General features: G+C 73.3%; 22 protein-coding genes. 14 read left to right on the forward strand and 8 right to left on the reverse strand.

The annotated features are described in order from the left end of the window. Positions 1–267: 267 nt before the first annotated feature. Positions 268–921: a YqgE/AlgH family protein gene (locus tag ACI8AP_RS12195; RefSeq protein WP_456589609.1), complete on the forward strand. Its 654-nt coding sequence runs from the start codon at positions 268–270 to the stop codon at positions 919–921. Between the two features lie 137 nt (positions 922–1,058). Here the strand turns inward: ACI8AP_RS12195 and ACI8AP_RS12200 are convergent, their stop codons facing one another. From ACI8AP_RS12200 to ACI8AP_RS12210, 3 genes are all read right to left on the reverse strand, one after another. Continuing rightward, the gene (locus tag ACI8AP_RS12200) at positions 1,059–1,820 is read right to left on the reverse strand and encodes a hypothetical protein (protein ID WP_456589610.1); all 762 of its coding nucleotides are present in this window, start codon (positions 1,818–1,820) and stop codon (positions 1,059–1,061) included. Positions 1,821–2,012: 192 nt separating this feature from the next. Continuing rightward, positions 2,013–3,089 (reverse strand): inositol-3-phosphate synthase, encoded by a 1,077-nt coding sequence (locus ACI8AP_RS12205; protein ID WP_456589611.1) that lies wholly within the window; start codon positions 3,087–3,089, stop codon positions 2,013–2,015. Between the two features lie 113 nt (positions 3,090–3,202). Further along, positions 3,203–3,823 carry a helix-turn-helix transcriptional regulator gene (locus tag ACI8AP_RS12210; protein WP_456589612.1) on the reverse strand — a complete coding sequence of 207 codons (621 nt, stop codon included), beginning with the start codon at positions 3,821–3,823 and terminating at the stop codon, positions 3,203–3,205. Between the two features lie 170 nt (positions 3,824–3,993). On the opposite strand from ACI8AP_RS12210, the gene ACI8AP_RS12215 reads away from it, so the two are divergent. From ACI8AP_RS12215 to ACI8AP_RS12225, 3 genes are all read left to right on the forward strand, one after another. Next, positions 3,994–4,410 carry a DUF5318 family protein gene (locus ACI8AP_RS12215; protein ID WP_456589613.1) on the forward strand — a complete coding sequence of 139 codons (417 nt, stop codon included), beginning with the start codon at positions 3,994–3,996 and terminating at the stop codon, positions 4,408–4,410. A 452-nt stretch (positions 4,411–4,862) separates the two neighbouring features. Next, the gene (locus ACI8AP_RS12220; RefSeq protein WP_456589614.1) at positions 4,863–7,091 is read left to right on the forward strand and encodes a transglycosylase domain-containing protein; all 2,229 of its coding nucleotides are present in this window, start codon (positions 4,863–4,865) and stop codon (positions 7,089–7,091) included. A gap of 114 nt (positions 7,092–7,205) precedes the next feature. Beyond that, the gene (locus ACI8AP_RS12225; protein WP_456589615.1) at positions 7,206–8,615 is read left to right on the forward strand and encodes a glycosyltransferase family 87 protein; all 1,410 of its coding nucleotides are present in this window, start codon (positions 7,206–7,208) and stop codon (positions 8,613–8,615) included. Here the strand turns inward: ACI8AP_RS12225 and ACI8AP_RS12230 are convergent. Continuing rightward, positions 8,595–9,398, reverse strand: coding sequence for a deoxyribonuclease IV (locus tag ACI8AP_RS12230; RefSeq protein WP_456589616.1), 804 nt, complete (start codon positions 9,396–9,398; stop codon positions 8,595–8,597). The genes ACI8AP_RS12225 and ACI8AP_RS12230 overlap by 21 nt on opposite strands. Before the next feature lie 353 nt (positions 9,399–9,751). On the opposite strand from ACI8AP_RS12230, the gene rpsF reads away from it, so the two are divergent. The 6 genes from rpsF to ACI8AP_RS12260 all read left to right on the forward strand — a co-directional run bounded on the left by rpsF (position 9,752) and on the right by ACI8AP_RS12260 (position 15,660). Further along, positions 9,752–10,039 (forward strand): 30S ribosomal protein S6, encoded by a 288-nt coding sequence (rpsF, locus tag ACI8AP_RS12235; RefSeq protein ID WP_236826531.1) that lies wholly within the window; start codon positions 9,752–9,754, stop codon positions 10,037–10,039. Positions 10,040–10,041: 2 nt separating this feature from the next. Further along, positions 10,042–10,530 (forward strand): single-stranded DNA-binding protein, encoded by a 489-nt coding sequence (locus tag ACI8AP_RS12240; protein WP_456589617.1) that lies wholly within the window; start codon positions 10,042–10,044, stop codon positions 10,528–10,530. A 99-nt stretch (positions 10,531–10,629) separates the two neighbouring features. After that, the gene (rpsR, locus tag ACI8AP_RS12245; RefSeq protein ID WP_073422051.1) at positions 10,630–10,866 is read left to right on the forward strand and encodes a 30S ribosomal protein S18; all 237 of its coding nucleotides are present in this window, start codon (positions 10,630–10,632) and stop codon (positions 10,864–10,866) included. Between the two features lie 11 nt (positions 10,867–10,877). Beyond that, positions 10,878–11,324, forward strand: a complete 447-nt coding sequence (gene rplI, locus ACI8AP_RS12250) for a 50S ribosomal protein L9 (protein ID WP_456589618.1) — start codon at positions 10,878–10,880, stop codon at positions 11,322–11,324. Between the two features lie 789 nt (positions 11,325–12,113). Then, complete coding sequence (gene dnaB, locus ACI8AP_RS12255) at positions 12,114–13,484, forward strand: replicative DNA helicase (protein WP_456589619.1); 1,371 nt, start codon at positions 12,114–12,116, stop codon at positions 13,482–13,484. Between the two features lie 247 nt (positions 13,485–13,731). Beyond that, positions 13,732–15,660, forward strand: a complete 1,929-nt coding sequence (locus ACI8AP_RS12260) for an Ig-like domain-containing protein (RefSeq protein WP_456589620.1) — start codon at positions 13,732–13,734, stop codon at positions 15,658–15,660. A gap of 130 nt (positions 15,661–15,790) precedes the next feature. Here the strand turns inward: ACI8AP_RS12260 and ACI8AP_RS12265 are convergent, their stop codons facing one another. Together ACI8AP_RS12265 and ACI8AP_RS12270 are read right to left on the reverse strand one after the other, a co-directional pair. Further along, positions 15,791–16,987, reverse strand: a complete 1,197-nt coding sequence (locus ACI8AP_RS12265; protein ID WP_456589621.1) for a fatty acid desaturase family protein — start codon at positions 16,985–16,987, stop codon at positions 15,791–15,793. A gap of 26 nt (positions 16,988–17,013) precedes the next feature. Beyond that, positions 17,014–18,123, reverse strand: a complete 1,110-nt coding sequence (locus ACI8AP_RS12270) for a ferredoxin reductase (protein WP_456589622.1) — start codon at positions 18,121–18,123, stop codon at positions 17,014–17,016. A gap of 92 nt (positions 18,124–18,215) precedes the next feature. Here ACI8AP_RS12270 and ACI8AP_RS12275 point away from each other — a divergent pair, with 92 nt between their 5' ends. Both ACI8AP_RS12275 and ACI8AP_RS12280 read left to right on the forward strand, forming a co-directional pair. Further along, positions 18,216–19,448, forward strand: coding sequence for a PucR family transcriptional regulator (locus ACI8AP_RS12275; RefSeq protein ID WP_456589623.1), 1,233 nt, complete (start codon positions 18,216–18,218; stop codon positions 19,446–19,448). Next, a complete protein-coding gene (locus ACI8AP_RS12280; protein ID WP_456589624.1) occupies positions 19,445–20,764 on the forward strand; it encodes a CoA transferase in 1,320 nt (439 codons plus the stop codon). The genes ACI8AP_RS12275 and ACI8AP_RS12280 overlap by 4 nt, the downstream gene beginning before the upstream one ends. Before the next feature lie 49 nt (positions 20,765–20,813). Here ACI8AP_RS12280 and ACI8AP_RS12285 read toward each other — a convergent pair whose 3' ends face one another. Both ACI8AP_RS12285 and ACI8AP_RS12290 read right to left on the reverse strand, forming a co-directional pair. After that, a complete protein-coding gene (locus tag ACI8AP_RS12285; RefSeq protein ID WP_456589625.1) occupies positions 20,814–21,431 on the reverse strand; it encodes a class I SAM-dependent methyltransferase in 618 nt (205 codons plus the stop codon). A 53-nt stretch (positions 21,432–21,484) separates the two neighbouring features. Beyond that, entirely contained in the window at positions 21,485–22,822 is a 1,338-nt protein-coding gene (locus ACI8AP_RS12290; RefSeq protein ID WP_456589626.1) for a DNA polymerase IV, read from the reverse strand. 124 nt (positions 22,823–22,946) lie between these two features. On the opposite strand from ACI8AP_RS12290, the gene ACI8AP_RS12295 reads away from it, so the two are divergent. Together ACI8AP_RS12295 and ACI8AP_RS12300 are read left to right on the forward strand one after the other, a co-directional pair. Then, the gene (locus tag ACI8AP_RS12295; protein WP_456589627.1) at positions 22,947–23,501 is read left to right on the forward strand and encodes an NfeD family protein; all 555 of its coding nucleotides are present in this window, start codon (positions 22,947–22,949) and stop codon (positions 23,499–23,501) included. Then, on the forward strand, positions 23,498–25,018 hold the full coding sequence (locus ACI8AP_RS12300) for a flotillin family protein (RefSeq protein WP_456589628.1): 1,521 nt from the start codon (positions 23,498–23,500) through the stop codon (positions 25,016–25,018). Before ACI8AP_RS12295 ends, ACI8AP_RS12300 begins: the two co-directional genes overlap by 4 nt.

Raw genomic sequence — 25,018 nt, forward strand, 5'->3', positions numbered from 1 at the left:
GGGGCCGCCGTCCCCCTCCCCGCTCGCAGGCTCGCGGCGAGCCTCTGGACGGGGCCGCCTGCTCCCCGCCCCTCGGAGGCTCGCGGCGGGACCCTGCAGGGGGCCGCCGTCCTCCTCCCTGCTCGCAGCTCGCGGCGAGCCTCTGGACGGGGCCGCCTGCTCCCCGCCCCTCGCAGGCAAGCGGGGGCCGGCCGGTCCCCTGCCATCCGCGCGGCCGGGAAGCGACCGTCGGCGTCGAGGTGGGGCACACTGGGGAGGATGTCGCCGGTGCCTCCCCCGCCCGAGCCCGAGTCCGGTCCGCCCTCGCGGCCCGCGACCGGTCGCCGTCGTGCCGCTGCGGTCCCCCAGCTGTCGGTCGGCTGCCTGGACGACGTCCGGGCGGGCGCCCTCCTGGTGGCGATGCCGGCGTTGACCGAACCCACGTTCGCCGGCTCGGTCGTCTACGTCCTCGACCACTCCGACACCGGCACGCTCGGTGTCGTCCTGGGGCAGCCCAGCCAGGTGGAGATCCGCGACGTGCTGCCGGGCTGGTGCGATCTCGCCGTCGCCCCCGGGGTCTTCCACGTGGGCGGGCCGTGCGAGACCGACACGGCGCTGTGCCTGGCGACCGCGGCCGCCGACGTGGTGGCGCCCGCCCTGCGTCCCGTGGCGGGTGACGTGCACCTCGTCGACCTCGACACCGACCCCGAGGAGCTCGTCGGCCGACTGCGTGGGCTGCGGGTCTTCGCCGGCTATGCGGGCTGGTCACCCGGTCAGCTGGCCGACGAGATCGCCGAGGGAGCGTGGGCCTGCGTCCCGAGCCGGCCCGGTGACGTGCTCAGCGACCTCTCGGGCCCGCAGCTCTGGCGCCGGGTGGTGGGACGGCAGACCGGTCGCCTCGCGGTGCTCTCGTCGGCGACGCCGGATCCCACCGTCAACTGACGCCCCACCTGCCACGCACCGGCAGCGCGATCAGCCGCCGTCTGGTAGGAAGGGACCCGGGAAGGGGCGGTCTGGGGAAGAGGCCGCCCCTTCCCGCTGTCTTCCGGCGGTGACGATCCCCGCCCCGGCCGGCCCGGTCAGATGCCGAACGCCTCGGCGATCTCCGGGTGGTCCGCCGCGGCTGCCGTCTCCCCCGCCGTGGGCAGCGCCAGCCGGCGGGTCCCGTGCTCCGCGAGCGTGACGGTCACCTCCATGCTGCCGTCGGCCAGCGGCGTCCGGTACTGCACGAGCGTCCGATCGGAGTCGTCGACCGCGACGGTGCGCTCGTCCCGGAGCCGGTACACCGTGGTCGGCCGGCCGTCGATCGCCTGCTCCCCGTGCCACTGGTACGGGCCGGTCAGGAAGTCCCCGGGCTCGTCGGGGCGCTCCGCGGAGAGGTTCTGCAGCACCCGGATGACCACGTCGAGCAGCGGCGGTTCCGCCTGCTCCGTCGACAGGGGCCGGCGCAGGTAGGTCGCGGCCGGCGCGCCGTCGGCGGCGAGCGCCTCGGTCAGCCCCGGCACGTCACCGGACCAGAGGTGGTCGCGGTCGAAGAAGAGGGTGCGGGTGTCCCGGTCCTCGCTGTCGACCTCGGTCACCGCCTGCACCTGGCCGACCGCGCGCTGGAAGTCGATCTGGCCGGTCAGCGTGAGCACCGCGTCATCGGAGAACGGCACCGTCACGACGAAATCCGCGCCGCCCTCCTCGTGGTTGCGGTGCAGCAGCTCCGCCAGCACGGCGGCGTCCTCCTCGGTGACCGGCTCACCGGCCTGCCGCGGCTCGGTCGTGCACCCGGCGAGGATCAGGAGTGCCAGCCCCGCCGCGCTCGCTCGGGGGACGAGGCGGGGGCGGGCAGGCATGACGGAAGCGTAGTGAAGGGACCGCCCCGCCCCCGCCACTCGCAGGCTCGCGGCGGGTCCCTGCAGGGGGGCCACCCATCCCCCGGCAGGAAACGCGACAGGGCCCGCATCCCCGGAGGGATGCGGGCCCGGTGACCGTATGGAACGGCCTCCCTGCAGGGCCCCGCCGTGAGCGGAGCGAGCGGGGGGTCCTTACGCGACGTCGCCGCGGATGAAGGCCTCGACGGCGTCGCGGGCCTCGCTGTCGCTGTACTGCACCGGCGGGCTCTTCATGAAGTAGGAGGACGCCGACAGGATCGGCCCGCCGATGCCGCGGTCCTTGGCGATCTTCGCGGCGCGGACGGCGTCGATGATGATGCCGGCCGAGTTGGGGGAGTCCCAGACCTCGAGCTTGTACTCCAGGTTCAGCGGGACGTCGCCGAACGCGCGGCCCTCGAGGCGGACGTAGGCCCACTTGCGGTCGCTCAGCCACGGCACGTGGTCCGACGGGCCGATGTGCACGTTGCCCACGCCCATGTCCCGGTCGACCTGGCTGGTGACGGCCTGGGTCTTGGAGATCTTCTTGGACTCCAGTCGCTCGCGCTCGAGCATGTTCTTGAAGTCCATGTTGCCGCCGACGTTGAGCTGCATCGTGCGGTCCAGCTGCACGCCGCGGTCCTCGAAGAGCTTGGCGAGCACCCGGTGGGTGATGGTGGCGCCGACCTGGCTCTTGATGTCGTCGCCGACGATCGGCACACCGGCGGCGGTGAACTTGTCCGCCCACTCCTTCGTGCCGGCGATGAACACCGGCAGGGCGTTGACGAACGCGACGCCGGCGTCGAGCGCGGCCTGCGCGTAGAACTCGGCGGCCTGCTGCGACCCGACGGGGAGGTAGCAGACGAGCACGTCCGCGCCGGACTCGCGCAGGGCGGCGACGACGTCGACCGGCTGCTCGTCGGACTCCTCGACCATCTCGCGGTAGTACTTGCCGAGCCCGTCGAGGGTGGTCCCGCGCTGCACGGTCACGCCCAGCGGCGGGACGTCGCAGATCTTGATCGTGTTGTTCTCGCTGGCGACGATGGCCTCGGAGAGGTCGCGGCCGACCTTCTTGGCGTCGACGTCGAACGCGGCCACGAACTCGATGTCGGAGACGTGGTACTCACCGAAACGGACGTGCATCAGGCCCGGGACGGACGTGGTCTCGTCGGCGTCGCGGTAGTAGTGCACGCCCTGCACCAGCGAGGCGGCGCAGTTACCGACGCCGACGATGGCGACCTTGACTGACCCCATGACTCTCCTTACTCCTGGACCGTGGTGGTCCCCTGGGCGCGGACCAGGTGTGGTCCGTTGCTGTCTAGGCGGGCTGGCCCGCCGATAGGTGCTGGGTGGTGCAGTGACCGTTGCTAGGTCGGGACGTGCTCCGCAGCGGCCGGCCCGTCGTCCTCGCCCGAGTGGTGACCCGGCCGGTCGCCGGATTCCGCCCGTTCGCTGTCGATGAGCTCGGAGAGCCAGCGGACCTCTCTGTCCACCGACTCCAGACCGTGGCGCTGCAGTTCGAGCGTGTAGCGGTCGAGCCGTTCGCGGGTCCGGGCCAACGAGGCCCGCAACCCTTCCCGCTGCCGCTCCACGGTGCGCCGGCGGCCTTCGAGGATCCGCAGCCGGACGTCGCGCGCCGTGTGGCGGAAGAAGGCCAGGCGGACGCCGAAGAGACCACCGTCGTCGTAGGCCTCCGGGCCGGTCTGGCTGACCAGCTCGTGGAAGCGCTCCTTGCCTTCCGCGGTGATCGTGTAGACCACCTTCCCGCGCCGGCCGGTCAGCGGCGGTGCGTCGGCCGGCAGCAGGGCACGCGGCGTGGGCTCGTCGGTGGAGATCAGCCCGGCCGCCTGCATCCGCCGCAGCGCGGGGTACAGCGAGCCGTAGGAGATGCTGCGCAGCCCGCCGAGCACCGCGGCGAGCTGCTTGCGCAGCTCGTACCCGTGCATCGGGGCCTGGTGCAGCAGGCCGAGGATGGCGAACTCGAGCACGTCGCCCTCCCCGGTCGCGCCTTCAGTCGATGTATCGGCACGATACATCGGGCGTTCCTGCTGCTCCACCCCGGAGCCGTGGGGCGCGTGTGTCACCCGAGGTGAGACCCGAGGTGAGACCCGTGTTCGGCAGTCCCACGGACGCGGGGCCGGTGCGTACATTGGCCGCCGTGCCCGGACGTCGTTCCGTCGTGGACTACTCGCTGCAGCGGCGAGCCGTCCTCGCGGGAGTACATGCGGGCCGTACCGGGTTGTTCGAGGTGTGCGACGCCAGTCCGTACCTCTCGCGGGCGGCCAAGTACCACGGAGAGCCGACCGACACCGCCTGCCCGGTGTGCCGACGGGAACGTCTCACCCTGGTGAACTACGTGTACGGCGAGCACCTCGGGCCGGTGGCCGGCCAGGCCAAGACCGAGGTCGAGCTCGCCCGCATGGACGCCGCCCAGGACGAGTTCTCGGTGTACCGGGTCGAGGTGTGCCGCGGCTGCGGCTGGAACCACCTGGACTGCTCGTACGTCCTCGGAGCTGAGCCCGAGCCGGGCCGACGGCCCCGCCGCGGCCGGCGCCGGGCGGCACCCGAGCAGTGACGGGCCGGTCGGCAGGACCCCCGTCCCACGTGCTCCACCTGGCCCGCAACGCGGCGGGCCTGCTCCGCTGCCACAGCTGAAGACGAACCGCTGCGTCCGGGCAGGTGCCCGGCGTCGCCCACGACAGTCCAGGAAGGGGTGCGCTCGTGCCCAGCCACGACGAGACCTCGCCCGTCGCACCGCGGGCCGGCTCGGTGCGCCGGCCGCCGGCCGCCCGTACCCGCAGCACCGGCGGGGGTGGCGGTTCCGGCCGACCGCCCGCGGGAAGACGTCCTCCCGCGTCGCGTGGCGGCACCGGCTCCTCGCGTGGCGGGGCCGGCTCCTCGCGCGGCGCGACCGGGGCCTCGCGCGGTGGCTCGGGACGCCCCCCGGGCCGCCCGGCCGCCAAGGGCAAGGCGTCCCGAAGCACGAAGCAGCGCCGCAATCGCCGGCTGAAGATCACCGCCGCGGTGATGGGTGGGCTGCTCGCGCTGCTCTGCGTCTTCGTCGGTGTGGTCTATGCCAGCACCGAGGTGCCGAGCCCCGACTCGGTCTCCACCAAGCAGACCACGGTCATCCACTACGCCGACGGTGTCACGGAGATGGCGCGGCTGGGTGACGAGAACCGCACCAACGTGCCGCTGGACCAGATCTCCGAGCCCGCTCAGCGCGCCGTGCTCGCCGCGGAGAACCGGAGCTTCTACACCGACCCGGGTATCTCCTTCACCGGCATCGTCCGCGCGGCGTGGAACAACCTCACCGGGGGCTCCACGCAGGGTGGCTCGACGATCACCCAGCAGTACGTGAAGAACGCCTTCCTGACGTCCGACCAGACGTTCAGCCGCAAGTTCCAGGAGCTGTTCCTGGCGATCAAGCTGGACAACAACTTCTCGAAGGAGCAGATCCTCGAGAACTACCTCAACACCATCTACTACGGCCGCGGCGCCTACGGCATCGAGGCCGCGGCGAACACCTACTTCGGCGTCTCGGCGGCCGAGCTGACCCCGCAGCAGGGCGCCGTGCTCGCCGTCCTGATCCGCAGCCCCTCCGGCAACGACCCCGAGACGAACCCCGAGGGCGCGCAGAAGCGCTGGGGCCTGGTGCTCGACGCGATGGTCGAGGAGGGCTGGCTGACGGCCGAGGAGCGGGCGGCCTCGGTCTACCCCGAGGTGCTGCCCCGGGGCGACTCCCCGCTCGGCACCCCGGAGGGCCCGGAGGGCCACATCGTCAAGGAGGTGCGGCGGGAGCTCCAGGCGCGCGGTTACGACGAGCAGGAGATCAACGCCGGCGGTCTGCAGATCACGACCACGATCAGCAAGCCGGCGCAGGATGCCGCCGTCGCGAGTGCGCGGGCGGCGCTGGACGGTCAGCCGGACAACCTCCGGTCGGCCCTGGTGTCCATCGATCCCCGCACCGGTGGGGTGATCGCCTACTACGGCGGCGAGAACGGCGTCGGGACCGACTTCGCGCAGGCCGTGCGGCAGCCCGGTTCGTCGGTGAAGCCCTACGTCCTGGCCACGGCGCTGGAGCAGGGCATCGGCATCCGGGCGCGACGCGACGGCAGCTCGCCGCAGACCTTCCCCGACCGCCCGGGCCAGCCGGTCACCAACTCCGGCGGCACCAGCTGCGCGGCCTGCACGCTCACCGAGGCGATCACCCGGTCGCTGAACACCACGTTCTACGGCCTGGCGTACGAGGTCGGCCCGGAGAACGTTCGGGAGACGATCCGCGCGGCCACGGGCCTCCCCGAGACCTGGGAGAGCGGCAACCTCGAGGGCTACACGACGCTGGCCAACGCCGACGGGCTGACCGGCTCCTCTATCGGCATCGGCGAGTACGAGATGCGCCCGATCGACCAGGCCCAGGGCTTCGCCACGCTGGCGGCGGGTGGCGTCTTCCGGGACGCGCACTTCATCTCCCGGGTCACCGACAGCGAGGGGACCGTGCTCCTGGAGAACGCCCCACCGCCCGGCGAGCAGGTGCTGCCGGCCGACGTCGTCAACGACGTGACCGTCGCGCTGGGGGACGTCGCCTCCTACTCCCGCCGGTCGCTCGACGGTGGCCGGGAGGTGGCCAGCAAGACCGGTACGCAGGGGCTGAACCGCGAGGACAACTCCGACGCCTGGATGGTCGGCTACACCCCCTCGGTCTCCACCGCGGTCTGGATGGGCACCGAGTACCGCGAGCCGATCCGGACGACCCAGGGCCAGATCATCTACGGCGCGGGGCTGCCCGGTGCCATCTGGCAGGACTACATGAACGCGGTGCACGCCGGCACCCCGGAGGAGGACCTGCCCGACCGGCCGCTCATCACCGGCGACACCGGTCAGGGCGTTCCCGAGCCGACGACCGAGGCGCCCGCGCCGGTGGACACCCCTGCGGCCCCGCCGTCCACGTCGACCCCGAGCGCACCGACCTCGAGCGCCCCGGCCACCACGACGCCGAGTACCGGCGGCACCGGTGGCACGGACGGCACCGGTGGCACGGACGGCACCGGTGGCACGGACGGCACCGGTGGCACGGACGGCACCGGTGACACGGACGGCACCGGGGGAACCGGCGGCACGGGCGGGACCGGCGGGACCGGGGGCACCGGGGGAACCGGGGGAACGGGCGGCACCGGGGGAACGGGCGGCACCGGGGGAACCGGCGGCACCGGGGAAGGCACGCCCGGCCCCGTCGTCCCGCCGCCGGTCGACTGACCGATCACGCACACTGCTGCCATGCGCAGCACGCCCACGGGCCCGTCCGCCACCGCGGACGGGCCCGTGCTCGTTCCACGTGGAACTCAGCGCGGGTCAGCGCCGGATCGCGTGGTGCCCTCCTGGACCGATCCGGTGGTCCGGCAGGCCAGCGAAGCCGTCGGGGGCCCGTGGGGCCGCTTCGCCCTCACCGGCCGTGCGCTCTTCTGGACGCCGCTGCGCGTGTGCCTGCTGTTCGCCACGCTCGCGCTGGCCGTGGCCTGGGTGAAGCAGGCACCGTGCGCCGACGGCGACTGGTCGGGCTCCGTCCAGTACACGCACTTCTGCTACTCGGACACGGTGCCGCTGTTCGGGCTGCACGGGCTCGGCGACGGCGCCCTGCCCTACCTGGACTCCGCCGTCGAGTACCCCGTGCTCACCGGTGGGTTCATGGCGCTGGCCGCCACCGTCGCCGCCGGCTACGACCGGGCCGCGGCGGCGTCCGGGCTGCTGCCCGCCGTCCCCCCGGTGCAGAGCTACTACGTGGTCACCTGTCTGCTGCTGACCGCGTGTGCCCTGCTCGTGCTGCGGGCCACTCTGGCGCTGGCCGGCCGCCGGCCGTGGGATGCGGCGATGATCGGGCTGTCCCCGCTGCTGGTGGTGCATGCCTTCACCAACTGGGACCTGTTCGCGGTGGCGCTGGCCACTCTGGGGATGTGGGCCTGGGCCCGGCGCCGCCCGGTGCTCGCCGGCGTCCTCCTCGGCCTGGGTGCCGCCGCCAAGCTCTACCCGGCCTTCCTGTTGGCAGTCCTCTTCCTGCTCTGCCTGCGGTCGGGGCGGCTGCGGGTATGGCTGCGCACCGCGGTGGCTGCCGTGCTCGCCTGGGCGGTGGTCAACGTGCCGATCGCGGTGCTGGCGCCGGAGAACTGGTCGCGCTTCTTCCGGCTGAACAGCGCGCGGCCGGCCGATCCCGACTCCCTGTGGAACCTGGCGCTGCACGTCGCCGGCGACCAGCTGCTCGACGGCCCGCTGGCCGAGGGGCAGACCCCGACGGTGCTCAACGCTGCCGTCGCGGTGGCGCTGCTGGCCGGGCTCGCGGCCGTCGCATGGCTGACCTTGGCCGCGCCAGTGCGACCGCGGGTCGCCCAGATCGCCTTCCTGCTGGTCGCGGTCTTCCTGCTCACCAACAAGGTGTGGAGCCCGCAGTACTCCCTGTGGCTGCTCCCCCTGGCCGTGCTCGCCCGGCCCCGATGGCGCTCGCTGCTGGCCTGGCAGGCCACCGAGGCGCTGCTCTGGGTGCCCCGGCTGCTCTGGTACCTGGGCACGGAGAACCGGGGGATCGACGTCGAGTGGTTCCTCCTCGCGGTGACCGTCCGCGACGCGGCCGTCGTCGTCCTCATGGCGCTGGTCGTGCGGGACGTGCTGGATCCGGACCGGGACGTCGTGCGCACCAGCTGGCCCGGGGTGGACGACCCGGCCGGTGGGCCGCTGGAGCACGCTCCCGACCGGTTCGTGCTGCGCCGGTCAGCCCAGCGCGTCGCGTAGCAGCCCGATTTCGGCCGCGTGCGCCGCAGCGTCGCCCGGGGTCTCCAGGATCACCGGGCAGCCGGCAGCGCGCGCCACCTCCACCAGCACTTCGCGGGAGATCTCCCCGCCGTCGAGCGGCGCGTGGCGGTCGCGTCCGGAGCCCGCGGCGTCCCGGCTGTTGTTCAGGTGGACCAGGTCGATCCGGCCCGTCACCGCGCGGACGGCGTCGACGGCCGCGCCGAGGTCCCAGCCGGCGGCCCAGCCGTGGCAGGTGTCCAGGACGAAGCCGGCCCCGTACTCGCCGACGGCCTCCCACAGCCGGCCGAGCGCGTCCAGGTCGCGGGCCATCGCGTTGCCGCCCCCGGCGGTGTTCTCGATCAGCACGGGCACGGGGAAGCCGCCCTGCTCGGCCTGACGGGCGAACGTCTTGCGCCAGTTGTCGACGCCCACAGCCGGGTCGTCGCCGGCCAGCACGTGCCCGCCGTGGACCACGAGGCCGCGCGCGCCCACCTCCGCCGCGGCCTGGGCGTGCTTGCCCAGCAGCGTCCGGCTGGGGATGCGGATGCGGTTGTTCGTCGTCGCCACGTTGAGCACGTAGGGGGCGTGGACGAACAGCGCGAGGCCGGACTCGCGCAGCTGCGCGGCATCGGGGCGGGGAGGTGGCGCCTTCCACCCCTGGGGATCGGCGAGGAAGACCTGCACCGCGTCGGCGCCGACCTCCGCCGCCCGGGCCAGCGGGCCGGGGACGGGTGCGTCGTCCGCTCCGGTGCCCACGTGTACGCCGATGGGGTGCACGGCCATGCTGATCTCCGGTTTCTCGACGGGATGCGGGTTCACCCGTATCGCGCACGTCACGTCATCGTCGAGGCCGTGACCGGGGTGATCCGCCGGTCGTGGTGTCGCCTCGACGTGGAGCTAGCAGAACATGGCAACGGGTCGCCTTCGTCGCTCGGCCCGCCGGGGCCGCCCCGAGCTCGCGAGGGGGTGGGGAGGGACGGGGTCCCCCACCTGCGGACAGCGCCTGGCCCGCCCTGCTCCGCCGCTGGTAGCCTGGGTGCGCGCGTTCCGGCTCCTGCCGGGGCGCGCGACGCGTGTACGACCCTCCTGCTGCAGATTCCCTGCAGCCGCGAAGACCAGAGGAGGTGGGGTTCTCCGTGCGTCACTACGAACTGATGGTCATTCTCGACCCCGACCTGGAGGAGCGCACGATCGCTCCCTCGCTCGACCGGTTCCTGACCGTCGTCACCAACTCCGGTGGCACCGTCAAGACCGAGATCTGGGGCCGTCGCCGCATGGCCTACGAGATCAAGAAGCACGTCGAGGGCATCTACGCGGTCGTGGACATCCAGGCCGAGCCGGCCGCGGTGGCCGAGCTCGACCGGCAGCTGAACCTCAACGAGTCGGTCCTGCGCACGAAGCTGATGCGGCCCGAGGTCCACTGACCATGGCCGGCGAGACCGTCATCACCGTCATCGGCAACCTCACCGCCGATCCGGAGCTGCGCTTCACGCCGTCGGGCGCTGCCGTCGCCAACTTCACCGTGGCCTCGACGCCGCGGACCTTCGACCGCCAGTCGCAGGAGTGGAAGGACGGCGAGGCGCTGTTCCTCCGCTGCAACGTGTGGCGGCAGGCCGCGGAGAACGTGGCCGAGTCGCTGACCCGTGGATCGCGGGTCATCGTCAGCGGTCGCCTCAAGCAGCGCTCGTTCGAGACGAAGGAAGGCGAGAAGCGCACCGTCGTCGAGCTCGAGGTCGACGAGATCGGCCCCTCCCTGCGCTACGCCACCGCCAAGGTCACCCGCGCCTCGCGCGGTGAGGGCGGCGGCGGCTTCAGCGGCGGCGGCGGTGGCGGCGGTGGTGGTTTCGGCGGTGGCGGCGGGGCGAGCGACCCGTGGTCGACGCCCGCCGGGCCGTCGGACGAGCCGCCCTTCTAAGAGGACCCTCCTGCCCCCCACGCCTCGCTCCGCTCGGCGTGGGCCCCTGCAGGAGGGCCACCCCAGGTCACCCACGCACTTCCCTCACTGGAGATATCAGTGCCCAAGCCCCCTGTTCGCAAGCCCAAGAAGAAGGTCTGCCAGTTCTGCAAGGACAAGGCGACCTACATCGACTACAAGGACACGACCCTGCTGCGGAAGTTCATCTCCGACCGCGGCAAGATCCGTGCCCGCCGCGTCAGCGGCAACTGCAGCCAGCACCAGCGGGACGTCGCCACGGCCGTGAAGAACAGCCGTGAGATGGCCCTGCTGCCCTACACCTCGACGGCGCGCTGATCATGAGCACGATGAAGCTGATCCTCACGCAGGAGGTCACCGGTCTCGGGTCCTCCGGTGACACCGTCGAGGTCAAGGGCGGCTACGGCCGCAACTACCTCCTGCCCCGCGGGCTGGCCATCGTCGCCACCCGGGGTGCGGAGAAGCAGGTCGAGTCGCTGCGCCGGGCGCGTGCCACCCGCGACGTCCGGTCGCTCGAGGAGGCGCAGGCCGTGGCCGGTCGCCTGTCCGGGCTGACCGTCCAGGTGCCGGCGCGCGCCGGTGACGGTGGCCGGCTGTTCGGCCGGGTCACCACCGCCGACGTCGCCGCTGCCGTGACCGCCGCCGGTGGCCCGGAGCTCGACCGTCGCCGGATCGAGCTGCCCAGCAGCATCAAGACCACGGGCCAGCACACCGTCACCGTGCGGGTGCACCCGGAGGTCAACGCTCAGCTGACCATCGAGGTCGTCGCCAGCTGATCGAGGCCCCTCTGCCGCCCGCCGCTCGCGACGGGACCGGGCAGAGGGGCGCCCCGTCCGCGCTCTCCCCGTGCTCGCTCGGGGTGAGCCATCGGACGAAGGCACCGCCCACGAGGGGCGTCGGACGCAGGTCCGGCGCCCCTCGTGGCGTCTGCGGGGCCTGGTCCCCTGACGCCTCCGCCGTGCCCCTGCCGGACCCCCCTGCTCGGCGTGGCCGGCCCGCCGGGTGCCCTGAGGACCGCTCTCGCGCCGTCCGACCGGGGCAGGGTGCCCGGGAGGGCGGGGATCAGCCGGAGCCCGCCACGGGGGCGCTGGGGCGGTCATCGCGCGCCGTCCACGAGGTGGCCGGCCGGTCACGACGCCACGTCCGGAAGGTGGCCGGCCGGCCTCGCGGAGGGGACCGGTGCACCGGTGTGGCTCCTGGTACGACACCTCGGATTTTCTTTCTGGGTTTTCTCCGTCCACACCCGGTGGGCAGCGTCCCTGCAGGTCAGCTGGCGGGTGACCGCCGGCGCGGAGCGGCTGTCCCCGTACTCCTCCACATGTCGACATGCGTCCGTCCACCGACTTGTCCACAAGTTGTGCAGATCGGTGTGCACACCGGTGGTGGACGTGGCCCGCGCTGCTTCCTAACGTCCTCTCCGGCCACCGAGCGGACGTGACTGTCAGTCCCCTCCGGTAGGCAGGAGCCGAACAGGTGTTCGGCATGGCGCCGTCCGCCGAGCTCGCGTACTTCCCCTGCGCGTGGTGGTGATGCGGGCGCGCCCGCAAGGAGATGGAGGTACCCCCGTGGCGGTGGCCGACGAGTTCAGCCGACCGTCCGCGACAGCGCCGGCGTACGACCGGCAGCCGCCGCAGGACGTCGCGGCGGAGCAGTCGGTGCTCGGCGGCATGCTGCTGAGCAAGGACGCGATCGCAGACGTCGTGGAGGTGCTGCACGGCAACGACTTCTACCGGCCGGCGCACCAGGTGATCTTCGACTGCATCCTCGACCTGTACGGGCGGGGTGAGCCGGCCGACGCGATCACCGTGGCCGCGGAGCTCAACCGCACCGACCAGCTGTCGAAGATGGGCGGCGCGGTCTACCTGCACACGCTCATCCAGTCCACGCCGACGGCGGCCAACGCCGGCTACTACGCCGCGATCGTCGCCGAGCAGGCGGTGCTGCGACGGCTGGTGGAGGCCGGTACCCGGGTCGTCCAGCTGGGCTACGGCGCAGCCGGTGGGAAGGGCGACGTCGACGACATCGTCGACCGGGCCCAGCAGGAGATCTACGACGTCACCGAGAAACGCATGAGCGAGGACTACTCGCGCCTCGAGGACGTCCTCCAGCCGACGATGGACGAGCTGGACGCCATCGCCTCCCGCGGCGGCACGGCCCGCGGTGTGCCCACGGGCATCCGCGACCTCGACGAGCTGACCAACGGCCTGCAGGCGGGCCAGATGGTCGTCATCGCGGCCCGTCCCGGCGTGGGCAAGTCGACCCTGGGGCTGGACATCGCCCGGTCGGCGACGGTGAAGCACGGGCTGCCCGCGGTCATCTTCTCGCTGGAGATGAGCAAGCACGAGATCACCATGCGTCTGCTGTCGGCGGAGGCGAAGGTGCCGCTGCACCACATGCGCGCCGGCTCCCTCTCCGACGAGGACTGGGCCAAGCTCGCGCGCCGGATGGGGGAGGTCGCCGACGCCCCGCTCTACATCGACGACTCGCCGAACATGACGATGATGGAGATCCGGGCGAAGGCGCGGCGGCTCAAGCAGCGCAACGACCTCAAGCTCGTGGTCATCGACTACCTGCAGCTGATGACGTCGGGCAAGCGCGTCGAGAGCCGCCAGCAGGAGGTCTCGGAGTTCTCCCGTGCGCTCAAGCTGCTGGCCAAGGAGCTCGAGGTCCCGGTGATCGCGATGTCGCAGCTGAACCGTGGGTCGGAGCAGCGCCAGGACAAGAAGCCGATGCTCTCGGACCTCCGCGAGTCCGGCTCGATCGAGCAGGACGCCGACATGGTGATGATGATCCACCGCGAGGACATGTACGAGAAGGAGTCCCCGCGGGCCGGCGAGGCCGACATCATGCTGGTCAAGCACCGCAACGGCCCGACCGCCAACGTCACGGTCGCCTTCCAGGGCCACTACAGCCGCTTCGTGGACATGGCGAACTGAGCCGCCCGGCTGTACGGCTGGGCGGGGCCCGGGACCGGTCGGTCCCGGGCCCCGCGGCATCTGGGGGGCACGGGGTCCGGTCGTGCTCGGCAATCCGTGCTGGTAGCCCCCGTGATGGGCTGCGAGCACCGTGCACGGACCCATCCGCGCAGCGCAGCGCCACGGTCTGCACCGATGCAGCTGGCAACCATTGTGGCTCGTGTCACCAGTGGGTTAGGAAGAGGTCCCCTCAGGCATAGGAGACCCGTTGTCCTCACATCCCTGGCGCCGGACGACCGCGTCGGTCATCAGCGCCCTGGCTGCGGCGGTGACCGTCACGGCCACCGCCTCCCCCGCGCTCGCCGCCCCCGCACCGGCCCAGCCGGTATCGGTCTTCCCCACGAACGACCTGACCGTTCCCGACCGGCAGCAGCTCACCGGCCTGCGGGTCGCCCTGCCGACGGAGAACTGCGGCACCGTCGTCACCTGCGGTCTCGTCGAGCGGCTCAACCAGCTCGACGGCTTCGACCTCGACCCGCGCATCGCCGTCCGCTTCAGCGCCCCGGTCGACCCGGCCCAGGTCGCCGAGCGGATCACCGTGCGGCAGGAGCGCGGCGGGTGGCGCACCGGCGTCGACCGCGTCGTCTGGGACCCGGCCACCAACACGCTGTACGCCCACCCCGTGGAGCAGCTCGCACCGGGCACCACGTACCGCATCGACGTGCAGGCCGGGCCGGCGAACTCGGCCACCACCGAGACCTTCACGACGCTGAGCGCCACCGACGGACTGCTCGACCTGAACCGGCAGATCCAGTCGAACCGCGCGCTGCGCGAGCTCGGGATCGCGCGCCCCGGGCTGGAGATCGACGGCGTCGTCCCGGTGACGGGCTCGACGGTCACCTTCGTCCCCGACCGGCCGGCTCCCGCCACGCCGGGGGGCACCCCGGCCGGGCCGAGCGTCCAGCCGATCAACCTCCTGCCCGCCGGCAGCACGCTGGTGTTCGGTTCCTACCAGGCACCGTCCTGGCTCACCCCCGACGGCGCCATCACCCAGACGCCGACCCGGGACGACGGTCCGGCGCCGGTCGAGGCCGACCGCCTGCCCTTCGTCGCCGTCCTCCCGCCCGGCCCCGCGCCGGACGGCGGCTGGCCCACCGCAGTCTTCGGGCACGGCTTCACCGGCTCGACGACCAGCGTGTTCCTCGCCGCCCTCACCAACGCCCGCAGCGGCATCGCGACCATCGGGACCAACGTGGTCGGGCACGGGTACGGCCCGGAGAGCAGCTGGCAGATCACCACGGCAGCGGGCGAGACCCGGACGTTCCCGAGCTACGGCCGGGGCATCGACCAGGACGGTGACGGGCTCTTCGGCAGCACCGAGGGCTCCTCGGCCACGGGGGCGGCCGGTGCGGTCTCGTCCCGGGACGCGCTCCGCCAGACCGCGGCCGACATCATGACGCTGGTCCGCTCGCTGGGCGGAACGGACGTCGACGGCGACCGGCGCGGCGACCTGTCCGGCGCGCGGGTCACCTACTTCGGGCAGAGCTTCGGTGGCATCTACGGCACCATGCTCGCCGGCGCCGACCGGGCGATTGCCCGCTCGGTGCTCAACGTGCCCGGGGGCCCGATCAGCGAGATCTCGCGCCTCTCGCCGGCCTTCCGGCCGCTCACCTTCCAGGCGCTCCAGGCCGCGGGTCTGGCGCCCAACAGCCCCGACGCCAGCCGCTGGTTCTTCGAGGAGCAGCTGCCGCTGCGCGGTGAGGGCCCGGTGACCGCGACCGCGCCCGGTGCCCTGGCCATCCAGGACTACCTGGCCAAGGCGACGTGGCTGACCCGACCCGGCAGCCCGGAGACGTTCGCGCCGCTGATCCGGCACGACCGGGTGCTGGTCCAGGTCGCGTTCGGTGACCAGACGGTGCCGAACCCGACGTCCTACACGCTGGTCGACGCCGGTGACCTGTGGTCGCGGACGAGCCTCTTCCGCAACGACGAGGCCACCACCGCCGCGCTCAACCCGCACGGCTTCCTGCTGGACGTCGCGCGGTTCCCGGTGGCCGCGATGCAGGCCCAGGGGCAGGTCGCGGCATTCCTCGGCCGCGGGGAGGTCGTCGACCCCGATCTCGACGGCCCGGTGTGGGAGGTGCCGATCAGCGACCCGACGTTGCTGTGGTCGCTGAACTTCCCCGGCCAGGGCTGATGCCCTGAGCGCCGGGGGGCGTTGCACGCGAGAGGCCCAGGACCACGACGGTCCTGGGCCTCTCCCGTTCACGGCCCTGCCCCGAGGCCCACCCTGAGCGAGCGAAGGGTGAGGTGGGCGGGGTCCTTTCTCAGGCGGCGGCGCGCATCAGCTCGCGGCGGACCTTGGGCCCGCCGGTGGTCATCTTGTACAGCTTGGCCAGCTGCGCCGGGGCGTTCTTCGGCGTCGTCTCGGCGAGCCAGCCGTTGGGCAGCGAGAGCCGGATGACCTTGTGCCACGCGCTCGCGACCTGCTTGTACAGCGGGGCGGAGTGGTAGGTCAGGTCGTAGCGGTCGAAGATCTCCTTCACCCGCGGGGCGATCTCGGCGTACCGGTTGCTCGGGAGGTCGGGGAACAGGTGGTGCTCCACCTGGTGCGACAGGTTCCCGGTCATGATGTGCATGGCCTTGCTGCCGGAGATGTTCGCCGAGCCCAGCATCTGGCGGAGGTACCACTCGCCGCGGGTCTCCCCCTCGATCGAGGTCTTCTCGAAGGTCTCCACGCCCTCGGGGAAGTGGCCGCACATGATGACCGAGTGCGACCACAGGTTCCGCACGACGTTGGCGGTGAAGTTCGCGGCCAGCGTCGGCAGGAACGACGGGCCCGACAGCAGCGGGTGGACGACGTAGTCCTTGGCGGCCTGGTTGCGGATCTTCTTCAGCACCTGCTTGGCGGCAGCCCGGAACTTCGGGTCGTTGCGCCGCTTCTTGGTTGCCAGGTTCTTGCCCAGCTCCAGGTCGTACGCGGCGATCCCGTACTCGAAGAAGCAGGCGTTGATGAAGTTCCACAGCGGCTGCGCCAGGTACAACGGGTGCCACTTCTGGTCCTCGTCGACGCGCATGATGCCGTAGCCGAGGTCGTTGTCCTTGCCGACGACGTTCGTGTACGTGTGGTGCAGCTCGTTGTGCGAGTGCTTCCACTGCGCGGCCGGGCTGGCCATGTCCCACTCCCACGTCGTGGAGTGGATCTTCGGGTCGCGCATCCAGTCCCACTGGCCGTGCAGGATGTTGTGCCCGATCTCCATGTTCTCGAGGATCTTGGCGATCGAGAGGCCGGCGGTGCCGAGCACCCACGCCGGGGGGAACTTGGAGAACAGCAGGACGGCGCGGCTGCCCAGCTCGAGCTTGCGCTGCACGTCGATGACCGTGCGGATGTACTTCGCGTCGTCCTCACCGAGGCTGTCGCGCACCTCCTGCCGGATGGTGTCGAGCTCCTTGCCGATGAGCTCGATGTCCTCGGCGGTCAGGTGGGCGATCGGGTTCTCGGGCTTCTTCTGCAGAACGGTCATGTGTCCGGCTCCTCGGTTCGGCTGGATCAGTGGTCGATGGCGCAGGCGCCGGCGGGGGCGCTGATGCAGGTCTGGACGAGAACGCCGTCGCCGACGTCCTCCGCGGTGGTGATCTCCCCGTTGCGCAGGTCGCGGACCGCGCCCTCGCGCAGGGGGAGCACGCAGCCGTAGCAGATGCCCATCCGGCAGCCGCTCGGCATGAGGACGCCGGCCTCCTCGGCGGCGTCGAGGATGGGGGTCGCGCCGTCGGCCTCGACGCTCGCGCCGTTCCTGGTGAAGGTGACGGTGCCGCCCTCGCCGGTGACGGCGATCCGCGGGCGGAAGCGCTCGGTGTAGAGCCGGTCGGCGATGCCGACCGAGGCCCAGTGCTCCTCCAGCGCCTCCAGCATGCCGACGGGGCCGCAGGCCCAGGTGGCGCGCTCGTGCAGGTCGGGCACCAGTTCGGCGATCGACCGCGCGTCGAGCATGCCGGCGCTGTCGGTGTGCTGCTCGATGAGCCGGATCCGGCCCTCGGCGGCCATCTGCCGCAGCTCGTCGCCGAAGACGACGTCGTCGGCGGTGGGCGCCGAGTGGACCAGCACGGTGTCGGCCAGGGAGTCGGCGTGGTTGCGCAGGATGCCCATGACCGGCGTGATGCCGGACCCGGCGGTGACGAACAGCGCCTTGGCCGGCACCTGCTCGGGCAGGCAGAACTCCCCGGTGGCCTGGTCGAGCTGGACGATCGTGCCCGGCTGCACGCGGTGCACCAGGTAGTTGCTGACCTTGCCGTCGGGGATGGCCTTCACCGTGATGGTGAAGCAGCCGTCGGCCCGGCCGAGGACCGAGGTGATCGAGTAGGCGCGCCACTGGCGGACCCCGTCGATGTCGACGCCGGTGCGGACGTACTGGCCGGGCGTGTGCGGCAGCCAGTCGCGGCCGGGGCGGATCACGATGCTCGCCGCGTCCCGGGTCTCCCGCTGCACGGCCTCGATCCGACCGCGCAGAGCCGCACCCGAGCGGAGCGGGTCGAACAGGTCGAGGTAGTCGACCGGCAGCAGCGGGGTGGTCACCAGCTCGGCGAGCCTGAACACCCGGTCGCGCAGCGCGCTCCGCGTCGGCGGGCGAGCCGCAGCGGGGCGAGGGGCGGTTGCTGTCATGTACTCAGCTTTCCCAGTCCGAGCACCAGATACCTGTGCTCCGGATGTGAATCCAGCGGTAGCTTCTGTTCCGGCTGAACAAAGGAGACCCGATGTCCCCGGACCCGGCACCGTTCCCGGAGACCGTCGCGGAGGCGATGCGCGCCGAGCTGACGGCTGTCGCCGAGCGGGCGGTGGAGGAGATCATCGTGGGCGTCCCCAGCTACGCGGACGCGTTCGCCGGCCCGATGGGTCGCAAGATCTCCGCCGCCGTCGAGATGGCGTTGCGGGGCTTCCTGCAGGTCGCCGCCGCCGGGGGCAACGTGGACGCCGGCACCCCCGGGGGCCCGGTCGTCGAGGCCGCGTACGCCCTGGGCCGCGGTGAGGCGCGCAGCGGCCGCTCGATGGACGCGCTGCTGGCCGCCTACCGGGTGGGTGCGCGGGTGTCATGGCGGGACATGAGCGCCACCGCCGTCCGCACGGGAATGGACCCCGAGTCGCTCGCCCGGTTCGCCGAGCTGGTGTTCGCCTACATCGACCGGCTCTCCGCGGCGAGCGTCGCCGGGCACGCCGACGAGCTGGCCTCCAGCGGGCGCGCGCGCCAGCGCCTGCTCGAGCGGCTGGCGCGCGGGCTGCTGACCGGCAGTCCGCACACGGAGCTCACCGAGCTGGCGCAGCGGGCCGACTGGACGCCGCCGCGCACGCTGACCGTCGCGCTGCTCCCCGAGGGGCGGGTCCGCGGCGCGATGGTCTCCCTCGATCCGCGCACCCTCGTCGCGACCGAGGACCTGCCCGGGCTGGACCCGGCCGGGGAGACCGCGGTGCTGCTCGTGCCGGACGCCGACGGCGCCCGACGCGGCGCCCTGCTGCGCGGCCTGGCGGGCCGCCGGGCGGTGGTCGGGCCGGCGCGCCCGTGGTGGAGCGCGCAGGCGTCCTACGGCCGCGCGGTGCGTGCCCTGCGGCTGGGCATGGCCGGGGCGGAGGACGGGCCCGTGGACACCGATGCCCGGCTGGCCGAGCTGCTGCTGCGCGCCGACGAGGAGGCGCTGGCGGATCTGCGGGCCCGGGTCCTGGCCCCGCTGGAGGCGGTGGGCGAGGCCGCCCGGGAGAAGCTCACCGAGACGCTGCGCTGCTGGCTGCTGCACCACGGCCGGCGCGACCAGGTCGCCGCGGCGCTGTTCGTGCACCCGCAGACGGTCCGCTACCGGATGACGCAGCTACGTCAGCTCTACGGGCGCGGCCTGGAGGACCCGCAGACGGTGCTGGAGCTGACGATCGCGCTCGGTATCCCGCTGGCACCACCAGCGGGTGGGGCGCCGTCCCGCGGGCCCGGTGGGCCCGGGTGACCCTCCCGCCGGGCGCGGCCCGGCTGGTCGACGAGGTGGGGACGGCGATCGGCGCCGCATGGGACGTCGGCGTTCCACTGGTGCGCGCACGCACGGGGCTGGCCGGCCGCCTGGACGTCCCGGGGCTCGCGATCGGTGCGGTCGCCGCGCAGCTGCTCGCCGCCCGTGACGTCGGCGAGGTGGCGGAACGACCGCTCCACCTCGACGCGGGGCACGTGGCCGCATCCTTCGCCGGCGAACGGCACGTGAGGTTTCACGGGAAACCAGCCGGCGGCGGGTTCGCCCCGCTGTCCCGCTTCTGGCGGACCGCCGACGGCTGGGTCCGGCTCCACGGCAACTACCCGCAGCACCGCGCTGCCGCGACGGCGGTGCTGGGTGAGGACGTGGCGTCCGCCGCGCTCCGGTGGCGTGCCGAGGAGCTGGAGACGGCGGTGGTCGAGGCAGGTGGGGCGGCGGCGGCCGTCCGCAGCGAAGCCGTCTGGGCGGCGCACCCCCAGGCGGCGGCGGTGCGCGAGCAGCCCCTCGTCGCGGTGACCCACGTCGCCGAGCATCCGGGGCGCTGCGTCGCGCTGCGCGGGATGCGCGTGCTCGACCTGACGCGGGTCATCGCCGGCCCGGTGGCCACCCGGGCGCTCGCGGCGCACGGAGCCGACGTCCTGCGGGTCGACTCCCCGCAGGCGCCCGACGACCTCGGTCTGCTGCGCGACACCGGCGCGGGGAAGCGGCACGTGCTGCTCGACCTGGCCGACCGGCACGACCGCACCCGGGTGGAGGAACTGGTCGCCGGAGCCGACGTCGTCGTCCAGGGCTACCGGCCGGGGGCGCTCGACGGCCACGGCCTCGATCCCGGGTCACTGGCCGAGCGGCACCCGCACCTCGTCGTGGTCCGGCTGTCGGCGTGGGGCACGCGCGGCCCGTGGGGGAGCCGCCGGGGCTTCGACTCGCTGGTCCAGGCGGCGACCGGCATCGCGACGGCATACGGCGAGGGCGACGTGCCGGGCGCGCTGCCGGTGCAGGCGCTCGACCACGCGACCGGCCACCTGGCCGCAGCCGCCGTCCTGGGGCTGCTCGGCCGCCAGCGCACCGAGGGCGGCGGCTGGTGCGCGGACCTCTCGCTCGCCGCGACGGCCCACTGGCTGCTGGACGCCCGCCCCGGGGACGAGCGGCCGGGACCCCCGATCGATCCCGGGCCATGGTTGGTCGAGCTGCCGTCGCCGGCCGGGCCCGTCACGGTCGTCGCCCCGCCGGGGCGTCCTCCGTGGACGGCGGGAGCGCTGCTGCCGCCGAGCACCCGGCCGCGGTGGCTGCCCCGCTGACACCGTCCGACCCGTGGGACGAGGGGCACGACGGCGCCCGGGCGGCTGCTCAGGCGGGGCGCAGCACCGCCACCAGGAAGTCGGAGTCGGGGGTGAACGGCCGCAGGTCCCACGTGGAGAGCAGCAGGTCCGGCTCCCAACCCGCCGCACGGGCGTCGGCGAGGAAGTCGTCGAACGCGTAGCCGCGGCCCGCGCCGAAGCCGATGACGGCCCGGCCGTCCGGCGCGATGTGGGCGCGCAGCCGGCGCAGCACCGCGCCGCGGGTGGACGGCGCGAGGAACGCCATCACGTTCCCGGCGCTCACGATGGCGTCGAAGGGCTCGTCGATGCCCTGCTGCGCGGGGAGGTCCAGCTCGGCGAGGTCGCCGACCAGCCACCGCGGACCCGGGTGGTCCTCCTCGGCCGCGGCGATCAGCACCGGGTCGACGTCGACGCCCACCACCTGGTGTCCAACCTCGTGCAGGTGGGCGCCGACCCGTCCGGGGCCGCAGCCTGCGTCCAGGACCCGCGATCCGCGCGGCAGCATCGCGTCCACGAGCCGCGCCTCCCCCACCAGGTCCATCCCCTGCTCCGCGAGGGTGCGGAACCGCTGGACGTACGCGGCGGAGTGCTCGGGGTCCTCCTGGGTCATGCGGGTCCAGGCGCTGGGTTCGGGACGACCGGTCATGGAGCCGTTCTACACGGGCGCCGGCCGCACCCGGAGCGCGCCGCCCGTCGCGGTCAGCCGGGTGCCCTCCAGTCGGGTGGCTCGGCGGGGTGCAGTGCCGGGTCGTCGGCGGCCAGCGTGCGCACCGGGCCCGGCGGCGTCAACGGGCCCTCGAACCGCACCGTCACCCGGCCCAGCCCGCGGCCCCACACCCAGCCGGCCCCCAGCTCCTCGTGCCGCACGTCCTGCCCCGGCCACCAGCGCTTCTCGACCGGCAGCTCCGGCTCCGCGGCCGCCTCCGGCTCGGGCGCCGCGGCCTCGTCGGGCGCGTCGTCCTCGGTCGCGAACAGGTCGCCCTGCGCGTAGAGGGACAGCCCCGACACACCCACCCCGAGCAGGCGCAAGCCCCCACCGGTCCCCGCCTCGGTGAGCAGGCGGCGGGCCGTGGCGGCGATCAGCCGGGCGTCGTCGGTGGGCTGGGCCAGGGTCTGGGACCGGGTGATCGTGGTGAAATCGTACCGGCGCAGCTTGAGGGTCACGGTGCGGCCGGAGTGCGCCGAGGCGCGCAACCGGCTGCCGACCCGCGCCGCCATCGAGTCGATCTCCCGATTCAGCACGGCGAGGTCGGTGAGGTCGCGCTCGAACGTCTCCTCGTGCGACACCGATTTCACCCCCCGGTCGGGGACGACGGCGCGGTCGTCCTCGGCGCGGGCCAGGGCGTGCAAGCCGGCGCCGTGGGCGCGGCCGGCGAGCGCCACGAGGTCGGGCAGCGACTTGGCGGCCAGGTCGCCGACCGTGCGCACGCCGACCTGGTGCAGCCGCTCCGCCGTCGCCGGGCCGACGCCACCGAGCCGCGTGACCGGCAGCGGGTGCAGGAGGTCGAGCTCGCCGCCCGGCGGGACGACGACGAGGCCGTCGGGCTTCTGCAGGTCCGAGCCGATCTTCGCCATCAGCTTCGAGCTGCCCACGCCGACCGACCCGGTGACGCCCCCCGTGGCAACGGCGATGCGCTCCTTGAGCCCCCTGGCTAGTTCCGTCACACCGGAAACGGAGAGGTCGTGCCCGGGCCCGGCGGCGAGGTCGACGTACGCCTCGTCGATCGAGACGGGTTCCACCAACGGGGAGAGCTCGCGGAGCAGGTCCATGACGACGTCGGAGGTGCGGCGGTAGGCGGGGAACCGGCCACCGAGGAACGCCGTCCCCGGAGGGCACCGCCGGCGCGCCTCCGCGGTGGACATCGCCGACCGCGCCCCGTACGCCCGGGCCTCGTAGGAGGCGGTGGCGACGACGCCGCGACCGCCGACGCCACCGACCACGACCGGCCGGCCGCGCAGCGAGGGCTTGTCGCGCTGTTCGACGGCGGCGAAGAAGGCGTCCAGGTCCAGGTGCAGGATGCTCGCCTCCCGCCTCATGCCCCCGATGATCGCCCGCCCCGCGCAGGCGGGGGTCGCCGGGCTCCCCCGGGCGAGCGACTTCCTTGCCCGGGCGGTCACGGAACTGCCAGGCTCCCCGACGACGACACGCGGAGGGAGCTGGGTGGACACGACGACGGTGACGTTCCTCGTCGTCGGCGCGCTCGGCCTCGTCGTGCTGCTGCTGGCGACGGTCGTGGGGGAGATCGGCGACCTCGGCGGCGACGTCGACGGTCCCTTCTCGGTCCCGGCCATCGCCGCACTGCTGGGCGGCATCGGTTTCGGCGGCGCCGCCGCGACCGCGCTGCTGCCCGCCGGGCTCCCGACCGGCGTCACCGCCCTGCTCGCCGCCGTGGCCGGGCTGGTGGTCGCCCTGCCCCTGGCCTGGGGCGCGGTGCGCCTGTCCCGGGCGCTGCGCGACATGCCGACGCAGGAGACGCTGACCCGCCACCACCTCGCCGGGGCGCAGGGCGTCGTCGTCTCGGCCGTCCCCGCCGGCGGCTTCGGCGAGGTCCGGCTGGCGCTGGCCGGCCAGCCCCTCAAGTTCTCTGCCCGCAGCGACACCTCGCTGCCGGCCGGCACCCCCGTCTACGTCGTCGAGGCACTCAGCGAGACCGCCGTCCAGGTCGTCTCCACCGCGACGGATCCCCTCACCGAGCCCGGAGGCACCCACCCGTGACGCTGCTCTACGCGATCGGCGGCATCGTCGCCCTGATCATCCTGCTCGTCCTGCTGGTGCTGTCCCGGATCAAGGTGGCCGGCCCCAACCAGGCGTTCATCGTCACCGGGCGCCAGGGTCGCCAGGTCACCGACACCAGCGGCGTCGTCTCCCGCGACCAGTCCGGCCAGAAGGTCGTGATGGGCGCGAGCGTCTTCGTGCTCCCGGTCGTGCAGAAGCTGCACACGATGGACCTCTCCAGCCGCCGGATCCCGGTCGGTATCCGCGGTGCGGTCAGCAAGCAGGGCGTGAAGTGCGACCTCGAGGGCGTCGCCATCGTGAAGGTCGGCGGCACCGAGAGCTCGATCCGCGCGGCCGCCCAGCGCTTCCTCAACCAGCAGGAGGGCATCGACACCTTCACGTCGGAGGTGCTCGCCGGTGCGCTGCGCTCGATCGTCGGCCGGCTGACCATCGAGGAGATCATCCGCGACCGGGCCGCCTTCGCCTCCGCCGTCGCCGAGGAGGCCGAGTCCTCGCTCACCGGCCAGGGTCTCGTGCTGGACACCTTCCAGCTGCAGGACATCCAGGCGGAGGGGTCCTACCTGGCCGACCTGGGCCGCCCGGAGGCCGCCCGGGTGCTCAAGGAGGCGAGCATCGCCGAGGCGCGCGCCCGGCAGGCCGCGCAGCAGGAGCAGTTGCTGGCCGACGAGGCGATCGCGATCGCCCAGCGCCAGCTGGCGCTCAAGCAGGCGGAGATCACCGCCGAGACCGACGCCGCGAAGGCCCGCGCGGCGGCCGCCGGGCCGCTGGCGCAGGCCGCGCAGGACCAGGCGGTCCTCATGGAGCAGGAGAAGGTCGCCGAGCGGACGGCGGCGCTGACCGAGCGCCAGCTCGACACCCAGGTCCGCCGCCCGGCCGACGCCGAGCGCTACCGGGTCGAGCAGGAGGCCGAGGGGCGCAAGAACTCCGCCATCCTCACCGCCGAGGCGGAGCGCCAGGCCACCATCGCCGCCGCCCAGGCCGCCGCCGAGCAGGCCCGGCTCTCCGGGGAGGGCGAGCGGGCGCGGCGCTCGGCGCTCGCCGAGGCGGAAGCGATCGAGGGCGCCAAGCGCGGTGAGGCCGAGAAGCAGCGCCGCCAGGCGATCGCCGACGCGGTCGAGCGCGAGGGCGCCGCCGAGGCGGCCGCGATCCTCGCCCGCGGTCAGGCCGAGGCCGAGGCGCTCGATGCGCGCTCCGACGCCTTCGCCAAGTACGGCGAGGCGGCGATCCTGGAGATGCTGGTCAAGGTGCTGCCCGAGGTCGTGGGTGCGGCGGCCGCCCCGCTGTCCAGCGTGGACAAGATGACCGTCATCTCCTCCGACGGGGCGGGCTCGCTGGGGAAGTCGGTCGCGGCGAACGTCGCCCAGGGGCTGCAGCTGTCCGGTGACCTCACCGGCATCGACGTGGCAGCGCTGCTGCGCCGGCTCAGCGGCTCGGCGGCGCAGGGCGTGACCACCGTGCCGATCTCGTCGGACGGGGACGGCGCCTCCCGGGGCTGA

The sequence above is a fragment of the Blastococcus sp. SYSU DS1021 genome (assembly GCF_054050995.1).

Bases quoted from the DNA above. Each gene is read 5' to 3' on its own strand.
- ACI8AP_RS12200 (WP_456589610.1), bottom strand. From the start codon at position 1,820: ATGCCTGCCCGCCCCCGCCTCGTCCCCCGAGCGAGCGCGGCGGGGCTG.
- ACI8AP_RS12205 (WP_456589611.1), bottom strand. From the start codon at position 3,089: ATGGGGTCAGTCAAGGTCGCCATCGTCGGCGTCGGTAACTGCGCCGCC.
- ACI8AP_RS12220 (WP_456589614.1), top strand. From the start codon at position 4,863: ATGGGTGGGCTGCTCGCGCTGCTCTGCGTCTTCGTCGGTGTGGTCTAT.
- ACI8AP_RS12230 (WP_456589616.1), bottom strand. From the start codon at position 9,398: ATGGCCGTGCACCCCATCGGCGTACACGTGGGCACCGGAGCGGACGAC.
- ACI8AP_RS12240 (WP_456589617.1), top strand. From the start codon at position 10,042: ATGGCCGGCGAGACCGTCATCACCGTCATCGGCAACCTCACCGCCGAT.
- rplI (WP_456589618.1), top strand. From the start codon at position 10,878: ATGAAGCTGATCCTCACGCAGGAGGTCACCGGTCTCGGGTCCTCCGGT.
- ACI8AP_RS12265 (WP_456589621.1), bottom strand. From the start codon at position 16,987: ATGACCGTTCTGCAGAAGAAGCCCGAGAACCCGATCGCCCACCTGACC.
- ACI8AP_RS12270 (WP_456589622.1), bottom strand. From the start codon at position 18,123: ATGACAGCAACCGCCCCTCGCCCCGCTGCGGCTCGCCCGCCGACGCGG.
- ACI8AP_RS12275 (WP_456589623.1), top strand. From the start codon at position 18,216: ATGTCCCCGGACCCGGCACCGTTCCCGGAGACCGTCGCGGAGGCGATG.
- ACI8AP_RS12285 (WP_456589625.1), bottom strand. From the start codon at position 21,431: ATGACCGGTCGTCCCGAACCCAGCGCCTGGACCCGCATGACCCAGGAG.
- ACI8AP_RS12290 (WP_456589626.1), bottom strand. From the start codon at position 22,822: ATGAGGCGGGAGGCGAGCATCCTGCACCTGGACCTGGACGCCTTCTTC.